The organism is Zobellia laminariae (genome assembly GCF_030553095.1).
GTDB classification, from domain to species: domain Bacteria; phylum Bacteroidota; class Bacteroidia; order Flavobacteriales; family Flavobacteriaceae; genus Zobellia; species Zobellia laminariae.
Genome location: NZ_CP130738.1, coordinates 2304561 through 2316923 on the forward strand (window position 1 = coordinate 2304561; position 12363 = coordinate 2316923).

13 protein-coding genes are annotated in these 12363 nt (G+C 39.4%); all 13 read right to left on the reverse strand.

The features are described 5' to 3' along the window. Positions 1-73: 73 nt before the first annotated feature. Positions 74-1546 carry a sulfatase family protein gene (locus Q5W13_RS10975; protein ID WP_304446324.1) on the reverse strand — a complete coding sequence of 491 codons (1473 nt, stop codon included), beginning with the start codon at positions 1544-1546 and terminating at the stop codon, positions 74-76. A 42-nt stretch (positions 1547-1588) separates the two neighbouring features. Then, positions 1589-2404 carry a sulfatase-like hydrolase/transferase gene (locus Q5W13_RS10980; protein ID WP_304446325.1) on the reverse strand — a complete coding sequence of 272 codons (816 nt, stop codon included), beginning with the start codon at positions 2402-2404 and terminating at the stop codon, positions 1589-1591. After that, positions 2335-2928: a sulfatase-like hydrolase/transferase gene (locus Q5W13_RS10985; protein WP_304446326.1), complete on the reverse strand. Its 594-nt coding sequence runs from the start codon at positions 2926-2928 to the stop codon at positions 2335-2337. Before Q5W13_RS10985 ends, Q5W13_RS10980 begins: the two co-directional genes overlap by 70 nt. A gap of 15 nt (positions 2929-2943) precedes the next feature. Continuing rightward, positions 2944-3345, reverse strand: coding sequence for a PA14 domain-containing protein (locus Q5W13_RS10990; protein ID WP_304446327.1), 402 nt, complete (start codon positions 3343-3345; stop codon positions 2944-2946). Beyond that, positions 3308-4222, reverse strand: coding sequence for a sulfatase-like hydrolase/transferase (locus Q5W13_RS10995; protein ID WP_304446328.1), 915 nt, complete (start codon positions 4220-4222; stop codon positions 3308-3310). The genes Q5W13_RS10990 and Q5W13_RS10995 overlap by 38 nt, the downstream gene beginning before the upstream one ends. Positions 4223-4224: 2 nt before the next feature. Then, the gene (locus Q5W13_RS11000; protein WP_304446329.1) at positions 4225-4656 is read right to left on the reverse strand and encodes a sulfatase-like hydrolase/transferase; all 432 of its coding nucleotides are present in this window, start codon (positions 4654-4656) and stop codon (positions 4225-4227) included. 58 nt (positions 4657-4714) lie between these two features. Continuing rightward, on the reverse strand, positions 4715-5059 hold the full coding sequence (locus tag Q5W13_RS11005; RefSeq protein ID WP_304446330.1) for a sulfatase-like hydrolase/transferase: 345 nt from the start codon (positions 5057-5059) through the stop codon (positions 4715-4717). Positions 5060-5090: 31 nt separating this feature from the next. Further along, positions 5091-6974, reverse strand: coding sequence for an alpha-1,3-galactosidase-related protein (locus tag Q5W13_RS11010; RefSeq protein ID WP_304446331.1), 1884 nt, complete (start codon positions 6972-6974; stop codon positions 5091-5093). A gap of 160 nt (positions 6975-7134) precedes the next feature. After that, the gene (locus tag Q5W13_RS11015) at positions 7135-8604 is read right to left on the reverse strand and encodes an alpha-1,3-galactosidase-related protein (RefSeq protein WP_304446332.1); all 1470 of its coding nucleotides are present in this window, start codon (positions 8602-8604) and stop codon (positions 7135-7137) included. Next, positions 8526-8960 carry a hypothetical protein gene (locus Q5W13_RS11020; RefSeq protein WP_304446333.1) on the reverse strand — a complete coding sequence of 145 codons (435 nt, stop codon included), beginning with the start codon at positions 8958-8960 and terminating at the stop codon, positions 8526-8528. The genes Q5W13_RS11015 and Q5W13_RS11020 overlap by 79 nt, the downstream gene beginning before the upstream one ends. 9 nt (positions 8961-8969) lie before the next feature. Beyond that, positions 8970-9536, reverse strand: a complete 567-nt coding sequence (locus tag Q5W13_RS11025; protein ID WP_304446334.1) for a sulfatase/phosphatase domain-containing protein — start codon at positions 9534-9536, stop codon at positions 8970-8972. Between the two features lie 58 nt (positions 9537-9594). Continuing rightward, positions 9595-10452, reverse strand: coding sequence for a sulfatase-like hydrolase/transferase (locus Q5W13_RS11030; protein WP_304446335.1), 858 nt, complete (start codon positions 10450-10452; stop codon positions 9595-9597). A gap of 165 nt (positions 10453-10617) precedes the next feature. Next, on the reverse strand, positions 10618-12363 hold the full coding sequence (locus Q5W13_RS11035) for an FG-GAP-like repeat-containing protein (RefSeq protein ID WP_497582314.1): 1746 nt from the start codon (positions 12361-12363) through the stop codon (positions 10618-10620).

Below are 12363 nucleotides of genomic sequence, written 5' to 3' on the forward strand. Positions count from 1 at the left end.
AAATAAAAAAATCCCCAAAAGCATATGCAATGGGGACTTTTACTACACTAACTAACAAACAACGTTTAAATCCTTATTTAAGGCTTTCCTTATACCCTTGAACGACCTTTTTAAAGCCAATTTCTTCACCGTCTACCATCCTCTGGAATTCTTCTGGTCTTTCTTCTTTTACCCATTTTAGGGCATCTACAGAAATAGCATGCTCAGGATGGTATATGGTGTTTACGGGTTTCATTTCTTTATCATAGGCCAAGGTCTTGGCTCGCATTTTCTGAAGTACATCTACGTACTTTGGATTCTCTGCTAAATTGTGCAGTTCTTGTGGATCGTTTTTAAAATCATATAATTCTTCTTTGTCTTTATTGGGTGCGAAGAACAGTTTCTGACTTTCGTTAAGCTTGCCTTCGGCCTTTAGGGTGCGCATTCGGTGCACTGCAGGACGATAAAATTCCAAATACGCCTGTCCTGCGTCAAAAGGAACTTCGGGTTTGTCATTTCTAATATATTTCCATTCTCCCGAGGTAATGGCACGGGATTTTTCTTCTATCTCGTCCCAAAGGTCACGGGCTCCGTAGACAAACTCACGTTTAAAATTAGAGTCGAATATAGGTTTTCCGGTCATGTATTCAGGAACGTCTACATTGGCGAAGTCCAATACGGTTGCTGTAATATCAGTAGCGGAAACCACATCTTTTCTAATCTGTCCTGCTTTTAAATCCTTAGGATAGTAAACAATAAAAGGAATATGTAATCCTGGGTCTTGAAGATATCCTTTGCCACGTATGTTGCACCGGCCATTGTCACCAATGAAAATAACAACGGTATTATCGGCCATTCCTTTGTCTTCCAACTCTTGGAAAATCATACCTACTTCATTGTCTAAAAATTCTATCTGGTCTAGATATTTAGCCCAATCCAAACGAATTACTGGATCGTCCGCCATAAATTCAGGCAACTCCACATCTGCAGGGTCTACAGGGTGTTTTGAGTTTTCGCGAACCTCGTCCCACCAATCACCTCTGTGACTAGCTACTAATTGAATCTGCGCAAAGAAAGGTTGGTCTTCTTTCTCAAACGTATCGTATTTATCAAAAATCCCAAATTGAGTCTTTCCATCCCAAGGGCCAATGGGTTCATGCTTAAAATTAGCATCTATTTTTCGTCCTTTTCCCATTACACCATGATGGCCTAAAATAGTGGTGTAACCAGCTTCTCTTAACCAATAAGTAAATGGTTTGAATTGTTCGTCCAACGGCACATCTCTATTGCTACGATGATGATGTGCGTTTATTTTAACTTGATGTGTTCCCGTTAGCATAGCAGAACGACTAGGCGAGCAAATAGGGTTGGTTACAAAGCAGTTTTCAAATTTAACGCCTTCCTCGGCCATCTTGTTCAGGTTGGGAGTTTTGACACCTTTCATGCCGTAGCACTCAAGGTCAATACTTATATCCTCGGCCATGAGCCAAATAATATTCGGTCTTTCTTGAGCAAAAGAGAAATAGGTAAATAGTAAATAAATACCAGTCGTTATTATTTTCTTCATTGATTCAATTTTCATTTTATACAGGCCTTTAGATGTGAACGGTTAAAACTCAGGAACAGCTTCTTTTTCCCATTTCACAAGCTGTTTCTTCATTTTCTTTGCTTGGTCAACTTCTATATCGATGAGGTTTTTAGATTCGCTCTTATCGTTTTTTATATTAAATAGGTCATGTCTTCCGCTGTGGTATTTAACCATCTTCCAATCACCGTTCATAATGGCAGTATATTGGTCTTCATAGCTTCGGAAGAAAAATAGGTTACGTTCCTTGAATTTCTTTCCATGAAGCAAAGGCATTAAGCTCTTGCCTTGAATGTCTTTTATTTTTGGGTTTTTACCAGAAGCAATCTCTACTAAGGTTGGAAAAAGATCTATAGATTGTACAGGAATATCACATGAAATCCCAGGCATAGTAACCCCGGGATAACTAATGATAAACGGAACTCTAGCTCCACCTTCACCTAAAGTGTTACCACCTGTTTTTCCTCCGGATAGCGGGGCGTTGCTAAAATAACCTCCTTGGTCAGATAGAAGAATAACTACCGTGTTCTCCGCTATGCCTTTTTCATCTAGGGCCTTTCTAACTTTCCCTACGGATTCGTCCATTGCACTTACCATGGCAGCATATTCTGCGTCTTTGCCTGATAAACCTTCTTTTTTATAGCGCTCAACCCAATCAGTACGGCCAATGTGTGGACCATGTACATTGTAATACCAAAGCGATAACATAAAGGGCTGTTCTTTGTCATAATCCCCAATAAACTTCTCAGCTCCATCAGTTAAAACATCAGTTAAGTAAGTTCCTTCTGGTGAATCCGGTAACGGATTACCTGTTTTAAAGAAAGGTGCGTAGTAACCCATGGATGGCCGTGGTCTCCAGTGCCATACTGGGCATCAAAACCTTGATGTACCGGATGGTATTTTTCACTGCCTAAGTGCCATTTGCCAATAAACATGTTGTAATAGCCAAATTCTTTGAGTCGCTCAGCATAGGTGACTTCCTCTAATGGCAACCAGTTTCTGGAGGGCATTTGTACCGGATCCGTGGGCCATAAATTAAACTCTCCTCCGGCTATATTATTTTTAGCTGCTTTTTCTTTACTGTCGATAATATGACGAGGCATTTGAAAACGTACCGGTTCTTTGCCTGTTAAAAGCGATGCTCTACTTGGACTGCAAGTAGGGGTAGCAATATAGGCACGGTTGAAATTGAAGCCGTCTTTTTTGAGTTGGTCAATATTAGGTGTGTGGAATTTAGAATTTCTGAAGCCAACATCGGCCCAGCCATAATCATCTACAAATAGCAATACAATGTTGGGTTGTTCTTGAGCTATGCCTTTAAATATGCCGATAAATAGGGCTGCTAAAAGAAAGATATTTTTCATGTTGCTATGGTCCTTTTAATTTTTAGAGTAAAATACAGATTCAGGAATGTTGCCTTTCTCAATGGATGGGCCACTCCACTTTAAATCTAGAGTGTTTTTTACTCCTGTTTTCTTTTTAGAATAAATCCGAATAGGATGATAACCTGCTTTTAGCTTCATGGTACCTTCTCTTACAGTGCCAGCTTCATAACCATAATCAGCATCAATAACACTTGCTTCGTGAATACGAACAAAGGCATTGCTAGAAGAGCTTAAAGAAAAGGTATAACTACCCTCCGTAGGAACTTTAATAAAACCTTCAAAAAGAAAAACATCACCTTTTGTCTCAATTTCTTTCAATGTGGGTGTATCCAATTTTCCGTTAGCTATAGGAGTTAAGTTATCGACTTTTGGTAATATGAGGAGCGCTATTTTCAAAAGCGGTCCATTTTAAGCCACTAGATAGATTATGTGGGGTAACTGCAGAAACAGAAGCATTGTCATAAGGCCTTGCGGCATTTGTGTCTGGCATACGTACCTGAAGTACACGTTCTTTCATTTGTACTTGAAGTGCCTCCATATTTGGTAAAGTTGCCAAGTTTAAAGTTTGATGAGTGTCCTCCACAACATTATAGAATTCAAAGTCATCATCTGCGCCTTGTATATTGTAACGCAACCCAACAATATCCCCTTCGCGCATCATTTGCATCTGCTTTCGAAGTCTACCGCGGTTGTTTGGTGAAAATTCTTCATATTCAGGAGTCTTTCCTCCTTGATTGTACTCTACATAAATAAGGCTTTCTTGTTGATTGCCTTTACCGGTTAAAATGGGTAGTAGGGAAACACCATCGCAATTTACAGGAGCCGTGTAACCTGCGGCCTCGGTAAATGTGGGGAGCCAGTCATAAGCAATACTTGGCGATTCTATGACTTGGTCAGCAGGAATTTTGGTTGGCCAACGTGCAATTAAAGGAGTACGTTCCCCACCTTCGAGCACATCTCTTTTGATGCCGTCAAAAGGTCCGAAACTATTAAAGAAATCGGCGGCATATTCTTCCTCCAGATAAGACTCCATGGAAGGGCCGTTGTCCGAATTAAAAACAACTAATGTATTTTCATCAATTTGAAGGTCTTTCAGCAACTGAAGTAAATCGCCCACTTCATTGTCAATTCGTCTTGTACTACTCGCATAACGTTTATATACGTCTGGCCAAGCAACCTCTGGAGTACTTGGGTCTTTATCATGGTCGTAAGTAACATTGGCGTAATCAGGGTGAATGAACGAATCAACTTCACCTGAAGCTGTGTTAATCATGTTTATGGTTTTCCAACCCATTGCAATCCGCCATTCAAACCTCCTCCTTCTGGGTAGGCTTGTGTTGCGAGTTCTAAAACGGCGTGAGGCGTATCAAAAGCCAAGTACATAAAGAAAGGTTCACTTTCTTTTTTATCTTTTACCTGTTTTACAATCCATTTTTTAGCAACGGCTGTCCATAAATCCCCTGTATAACACTTGTCCAACCCTTTACTTACTTCATTTTTGTTTTCGTAAACTTCTTTTTTTCCGCGATATACACCTTCAACAGGATAATGTTCATGACCATCTCTATGCCGTATATAGCCATAATAGTAATCAAAACCTCTATTGTTTGGATGTGCGGGCCATGAATCGCCATTTTCTGACCATTTGCTGGAGCCTTGAAGCCCCCATTTACCAATTGCGGCCGTTTTGTAACCTGCGCGCTGCATTATGTTACCAAGCGTGTTATTGTCCGCTAAAGCTTTATCAAACTGGCCATCGCGGACATTAGCGTGCCTGGCTAACGCCTAATAGCACAGATGAGCGTGATGGCGCGCAAACCGGTGCCGCCGTGTAATGATTGGTAAGCATAGCACCTTCCGAAGCCATTTTGTCCAAATGTGGGGTTAATGCATAAGGCTCGCTACGGTCATCTGTTTCTTTTCTCTGGTTTTGAAAGAACGCTCCAATGTCTCCATACCCCAAATCATCCGTAAGAATATAGATAATGTTCGGTTTATTTACGGTTTCAACTACTTTAGCAGGCATTGATTCTTCTTGGGCGAAAGAACTATAACCCATACTGAATAGCACTAGTGTTAAAAATCGTAAGGCAGCTTTTGAATATACCATGAAGTGTTTTTCTGTTTACTTTAGTGTTATGTTAGTGGAATTTTAATTTTGGTAGAGAATCATCGGTCTCTAGAATATTTTTTGCCTTTCCCTTGTATTCATTTTTTTTGAAAACTATGTTTTTGGAGGCTTTTACCCGAATAGCGGGATTATCAGGATGTATCATAGGAAAAGTTCCTGAATTGGTAATGGAATTTCCTTCAAACAATAATCCGTCAACATTGGAAATTTCCAAAATCATATTATCAAACGGATTGAATTCGTTATCAATTATCTGAATGTTTTTAAAGGCGATGTTGTTATTGTCATCATCGGTAACAAAACGGATTACCCCTCTATCAAATCCGCTATGTTGACTGTCCTGAAACGTGTTGTTTCTAATAGTAAGATTGGCAGCATTGCCCGATTCAAACCAATGGCTACTCTCAACAGGAACTAAGATAGCTTCCATTTCAGTACTGAAGAAATTATTTTCAATAAGGGTGTTTTTAGGATTGGATATCAATAGACCACGAGCCCTATTTCGACTTATATTACAGTTCTGTACCAGTAAATCCGGGTAGCCTTCTAAGTTTTCAATAAGGTCGCCTACTTTTAAAGCGGATGGTATGTTTTCATTGAACGTAATAATCTGATACCTCCCATTTATAGGGGTAATGCTTTTTAGAGTAAGATGGTCATAGCCAAAGAATGATTTCTTAAGGTCTACCAACCCAATAGTATCGTTTTCCTTTCCTATAGCAAAGCCTTGTTGTTGCGCATGGCCCATACGTACGCCAATGCTGTTATCACTTAAAATATCTATTACCTCTTGGTATGTGCCGTGAACGTTAGTGGCATCGTCTAATTGATTGTTGAACGTACAATTTTTGAGGACAACCTTACCGCGGCAACCTACAAAATGTGTGGCATCTGCAGATGTAGAAACCATTCTGCCATGAGAGGGTTTTACATGAAAACCATCTAAAATAAGGTCAGCAGAATTTTCGGCAATCAAGCCCATACCACCAGCGTGGTGTACGGTTACATTGTTGGCGTTGAAACCGTCCGTGCCGGTTATTCTAAATGCTGGGGCCAAACGATTTAAGCTTTGGTCTCCTTTGCAAACCATAATCATACCTACGGGAGGTAGTTTTTTCTTGTGGTTATAAATCCTAACGGTGCCCGGCCTTATTTCTACAACTTTTAGATTGTTTTCTTTACCTCTCACTTTTTCTACTTTGGAACGTGGGTCTACTTTGTATTTGTATTTTATTTTATCAACATTATGCTGCACTTTTAAGTTGCGTACAGTGGTGATGGACGTATAGGATTCAGTGTCAAAAGCAATTGCTTCTCTTTTAGGGTCATAGAGAATAGATTGTCCAAGATCATGCTCATAGTATTCCTTTAAGAAAATTAGTTGCTCGTTTCTGATTTCATAAGGGTACTCATCGGAAAATTGAACATCAAAAGTGTTGTTTTTTTCATCGTTGGCCACAATGGTTCCTTCGCTATGGAAAGGCATGGCCCAATCTATGGTTACATTCTGTACGGTAATATTTTCTGAGCCTTCAATCAAAAAAGGAACCATTCTGCCGTGATAAATAAAGGTAGAACCTTGACCGTCGATAGTCAGGTTTTTAAAACCTAGAAGAGGCAAGGCTGTTTTGGCCATAACATCATCGTGATTAGAAATACGGGTGAAGCGTTCGTATGCTTTATCCGGATAAAAATGATAAGTGCCTTTTTCAAATTTTATTTCTGAAATGGGCTCTTTATCCGCAACCATTATCCGTGCTAAAACTGCTGGCGTTGCATCCTCAGAAATAGAAGTAGTGAAAAGTACGCTCTCACCACTTTTGTTTTGAGCGATTACATTTGTTGAAATAATGGCTAATATAAGAATGGACCAACGGGCTATAATTTTCTGCATAAGGTGTCTAAAGTTTAACGAGGTCATTTAATACAAGCCAAATTATAGGTTCATTACATTTTCTTTGTCGCTAGGGGTAAATATTATGTCTTTGTTCATTCAAGCCCCTGTTTTTCGGTCTAAATCAATTAAAAATTGAGATTTAAAGATATGGACACGGCTATTTCTTAAGTTTTGCAAACCCTTTATTTTTTTTGAATTTCAAATTTTTAGCGGATGTCTCATCGGATAAAAGAACCTTCTCCGTGCCTCCTGTGTAAGTGTTGTCAAAGATTTCTACATGGTCACAATTCTTAAAATCGAATTGATGTGCGTTGGGGTGTAGTGAGGGAGCGGTATTTGTCTGCTGAATTGTATTTCCAGAAATGGTGAGTCCGTCTACGCGGTCCGCCCAAACAATCCGGTTGTCAAAAGTTTTTATATTATTACTGATGAACCTTATGTTGCGGTCGTATATTTCGGTCTGGTTAAAAGTCTTTCCAAGGCGTGGTGTGATATTTAAAATAGCATGCTCCATTCCGCTGTAAGCGCAATATTCAAAATTATTATTCTGAATCAATACATCTTCAACCGCGCCAGATTCATACCAAAAATAAGTTTCGCCCCTAAAGAATATGGAGGACATCATAGAAGAAAAATTGTTGTTTTCTATAACTGTTTTTAAAGGTGTTTTCAGGACAATATTCCTTGCTCTATGGTCTTTTATAGTACAACCACGCATAGTAAAAGTGGGGTTCCATGTTTTATTTTCTAGGATATCGCCTTCGGCTAAATTATCTGGAAGGTCATTTTTAAATACGATGTCCGAGTACTTATCGTTAACAACAGAAACACTAGTTATCACATTTTCAGAAGCTCTTTTGGGACTAGGATTTTGAATAAACCATATCTCATCGCCCGAAGCGGCAAATTCAAATCCCATTTGTTCAAAATGCTGAAGAGATACTCGTACCGTACGGATATCCAAAATTTTATCTATAACAACATAGGTGCCATGTACATTGGTGCCATCATCTAACATATGTTTAAAAGTGGAATCCTCTATAAGGATATCACCTTTGCAATTGGCAAAATGCGTAGCATCCGCAATGGTAGAAACCACCCGATTTGAATCTTCACGAACATAAATACCGCAATTGTTGATGGCAATATTTTCAGTTCGTTCAAATAGAAAACCCATCCCCAATGCGTGATGAATAGTAATATCCTCTAAGTAAATATCTTTTGAAGAAGTAATTTGAAATGCGGGAGCATAGCGATTGTGGTCATGGTCTCCTTTTGAGTTTAAAATTGAACCTACCGGTGGGTATTGCTTTAAATGTTCATGAAAACGAAGTACACCATTGGGGCGTTTTTCTACCCAACGCGGTCTACTGCTCATATCCCACGCACCATGAGCTACTCGTTTATGTTCCGCATCAAAAGCTAGGGTACTTCCCAATTCGGGAAAAGTAAAGCCATCTATGTTGGGGAAAAGAACACGTTCGTTCTTCAATTCCCAAGAAAACCCTTCAGTAAAAGGCTTTATGTCTCTCCAACCTTCGGTTTCATCTACAGCAAGCACTTCGCCTGGAATAAAAAGGGAATATCCCAATCCATTTTTAAATTCTTGACGGTAAGTTTTTTGCAATTTCTAATTTGGAAAGGAGCAACCTGACCATGAAAAAGAAATTCGGCACCATTGCCTTCTAAGGTAACGGAATCAAAATCTTCCAATAAGAAAATGATGTTCTTGAGTCCGTTGCCATGATTGGTAATGTAGGAGTAGCGCTGAGCGGCATAATCCGGTAAAAATTTATAAATACCTTTCTCAAAAACCAAAGTCAGATTTTTGTCCGTTGCATTTTCTAGGGCTTTGCGGACCAAAGGCGTCATGTCCTCGGCCTGGGCTTGAATATGAATGGTCTGCTGTGCAGATAATGTATACATGCCTAAACACAAAATAGCGCTCAGGTATAGTGTTTTTATGGGTTTAAAGTGAGTCATATGTATTTTTTAGAGGTTGACACCGGTGCCTTGAAGCGAATTATCATGGTCCCATGTAATGAGCCATGGGTCTTTAGTTTCTTTTTGAAAGGCTTTCATTTTTGTTTTCAAACCCTCTAGCACATTGGCGTAGTTTGGGTCGGTGGTCAAATTGATGCTTTCTTCCGGGTCTTTGGATAAATCGAATAGTTCAAATTCAGGTCTGAAGAGGTAATCTTTAACTTTGCGTTTTCCGAAGTATTCTTTTTCGCTTCGGTAAACCTCCTGCCAAGTGGATGCAGCCCATAGGTCTGATGCAAATGGATATTCTTGCCGCCAAGCAATATTGCGGATAAGCTTGTAGTTTTTATCTCTCACGACTCGCATAGGGTAATACATGGTGATTTCATGAAAGGTATGCGAGGCATAAACTTCATCCCATCCTTTAGGATTTTCCTCACTCATTATTTTTTTGAAAGATTTGCCATGAAAATCATTGGAATCATAGGAGATTTCCGCCATGTCCAAAATAGTAGGGGTAAGGTCTGTCCATGAAATAAGGGCATTGTTTACGGAGCCACCTTTTACATCGGACAAAGGGTCTTTAATGATACAAGGTAATTTAATACCCGGCTCGTAAACTGTGGTCTTAGCCTTATGGGAAAGCCATTCCGTTATCCGAAATATAAATGACGATGGTGTTTTTGTCCTTGCCCGTATCTTTCAGCATTTTCATGAGCTTGCCAAAGCCCTGATCTATTCTTGAAATACTCTGGTAGTATTGTGCAATTTCTTCACGACTTTCTTGACTGTCCGGTAGGAAACTTGGAACCACAACATCTTTTGGGTCGTATGTAACCGTTTCAACGTCGTTGTATCCTTCTTTTTTATTCCCAAAGCTATTCGGTAGGTTCCATGGGTCTGATTCAAACGGAGCGCCACGGTGTGGGTCATCCGTACAGAAATAGAGAAAGAAGGGTTTATCGGAATTAAGAACGTCTTTACATTGTTCGGCCATTTCTACCGTATTTCTAGGGTCTGCTTCTAGAACTTTTTGAAAATGATAAACTGATTCTGGCGCAACATGGTATTTACCTATCCTAGCCGTTTCATATCCTGAATTTTCAAGAAGAACGGGTAGGGATTTTATATTGTCGTAACTGCTAAAATGATGATAATCGTGAACGTGACCATAAGAACCGGTAGCATGACCATAAAGACCAGTAAGTATAACAGACCTGCTTGCGGCACAACTGGCACTGGTGCAATACGCATTGTCAAAACGAACACCTTCCGCTGCAAGCTGATCTAAGTTTGGTGTTTTTATAACTTTATTTCCATAGGCGCCAATAGCATCTGTGCCGTGATCATCGGAAACGAACAGAATAATGTTTGGGGCATTAGTGGTCTTGGCACTTTCCTTTTCCTCGGATTTCTTTTCCTCGGTTGAGCAGCCTGTAAGAGTGATTAGGGCCGTTAAAATGGAAAAACTATACTTTACAGTTGTTTTCATGCGAATTACTTTTCTGTTTTTTGCACAATGAAATACAAAGAAGGGATTTATTCCACGGACCTATGTGCTTTGTAGTTTATGAAATGTATGTACCAGTACAAAATGTGCGCTAACACAGTACTGTAAGTAATAGACAACTGAATTAAGTCTCTAGTAAAAGCAGCTTCATTGAGCCGAAGTTCTATAAAACTGCAGACTGTCATTGTTGTTACTTATGACGAATAACTTCCCGTACTTTTTATTGCTTAAGGTTTTGATATGTCTGGTCTGCTTATCTAGCATAAACCCCGATTGGGTAATAGGTGTTTCTTTAAAGTTACCACCTCCCATATTTCTTAGAAGCGTACCATAACCTGCATCGTAACGTCCTAGTTCGGTATTGGCGTCATAGAAATTTTCTCCAAGTAGTAAGTCTAACTTCCCGTCTTGATCAAAATCTAATTTATGAATGGCATTTACCGTAGAGAATTGCGCAACACTAGGTAGAGGAGTAAGTTTGAATTTCTTGTTTCCGAGATTTTCAATGAAACAACTTCTGAATTCGTAAGCCTTTAAAATTTTGGCATTTTTCAACTCTTCTGGTGTGAAAATATCCTTGAAGTCGGCTTGGGCAAAAGCGCTATATGTTGAGAATTTTTTGCGGAGATACACCATTTGTTTCTCCAAGAGACTTTTTGAAGAGAAAACATGTTCTTTCCCTTTAATAAAATGCGTAGTGACTCCTTCCGGCCAACCATTTTTATCAAAATCGGCATAATACATCTGTACAGGTTCTTTTTCAGTTGCCCTCAATTTTGAGTTCAGTCCGAGGTTACCCGCTACCAAATCAATGTCGCCATCATTATCAAAATCTCCGTATGTTACTGTATTCCACCAACCATTTGAAAGCTGTAAGGAATTTGCCTTTGGGTCAGCTTGGCTGAGACTTCCGTTTGAGTTATAATATATTTTTATAGGCATCCATTCACCTACTAGAACAAGGTCTTGCCAATCATCTCCATTTAAATCCGCCCATTTTGCAGAAGTAACCATTCCGCATTTCTCAAAAAGCTTTTGGGACGAAGCATCTATCGTGAAATTACCTTTCCCATCGTTTTTAAGAAGATAGGAATCTGGTGAAGAACCGTATTTTCCAGGAACGGAGCGTGAGGATATAAAAATATCACTATCTCCATCTTTGTCAAAGTCAGCGATTGCCAAGTCCGAAACAGTCGTATATATTTCAGGAAAATTACCTTGTTTTGTAAAGTTGCCCCTTCCGTCGTTTATATAAAGCCGAGTAAGACTTTTTGGGTCGGGTTTTATTTCTTGGTTGCTGCCGCTGCCAACAATTAGATCCAAATAACCATTTCCATTAACGTCTACAAATTCTGCAGCGGTATCTTCAGAAGCGGAATCCGTTTTTAGGGCTTTTGATGTGGATTGGACAAATTTACCATTGGATCGTTGCAAATAGATTTCAGAAGATTGATTTAGCGCTCCACCAACGAAAAAATCATCCAAGCCATCATTGTTGAGGTCGCCAACTGCAATAGGAGCTCCCCAAGTGGAGTTCATATGAGGAATTAAATGTTCTCTATTGAATTCATAAAACCGATTTTCCTCGTGCCGATAGTCAATGTCTAATTCGCTATTATTAACTAGGGTAAATAGCGTTTCTGATTTTTTCCCAGTTTCTGATTTTAAAAGCGAAGCGCTTTCTTGGGAAATGCTCAACACTTGCCCCGAAGCAACGTTCGTTAAAATAGTTTGTTCTTTATTTGGCCATTGTACCAAAATAGTATCTATAACGGTGTTTTTGATAACTGCAAAATTTAAATAGGGAGGAGGAGATGACAGGTATCCTCTGACATTCAATAGCTCTTGATATTGCTTTTGACCTTTAGTTTTTAGAGTGACTTTAGAACCTAT

What these genes read in the sequence shown, in the direction of transcription:
- Q5W13_RS10975 (WP_304446324.1), bottom strand. Translation starts at nt 1,546, where the DNA reads ATGAAGAAAATAATAACGACTGGTATTTATTTACTATTTACCTATTTC.
- Q5W13_RS10980 (WP_304446325.1), bottom strand. Translation starts at nt 2,404, where the DNA reads ATGGGTTACTACGCACCTTTCTTTAAAACAGGTAATCCGTTACCGGAT.
- Q5W13_RS10985 (WP_304446326.1), bottom strand. Translation starts at nt 2,928, where the DNA reads ATGAAAAATATCTTTCTTTTAGCAGCCCTATTTATCGGCATATTTAAA.
- Q5W13_RS10995 (WP_304446328.1), bottom strand. Translation starts at nt 4,222, where the DNA reads ATGATTAACACAGCTTCAGGTGAAGTTGATTCGTTCATTCACCCTGAT.
- Q5W13_RS11000 (WP_304446329.1), bottom strand. Translation starts at nt 4,656, where the DNA reads ATGCAGCGCGCAGGTTACAAAACGGCCGCAATTGGTAAATGGGGGCTT.
- Q5W13_RS11005 (WP_304446330.1), bottom strand. Translation starts at nt 5,059, where the DNA reads ATGGTATATTCAAAAGCTGCCTTACGATTTTTAACACTAGTGCTATTC.
- Q5W13_RS11010 (WP_304446331.1), bottom strand. Translation starts at nt 6,974, where the DNA reads ATGCAGAAAATTATAGCCCGTTGGTCCATTCTTATATTAGCCATTATT.
- Q5W13_RS11020 (WP_304446333.1), bottom strand. Translation starts at nt 8,960, where the DNA reads ATGACTCACTTTAAACCCATAAAAACACTATACCTGAGCGCTATTTTG.
- Q5W13_RS11030 (WP_304446335.1), bottom strand. Translation starts at nt 10,452, where the DNA reads ATGAAAACAACTGTAAAGTATAGTTTTTCCATTTTAACGGCCCTAATC.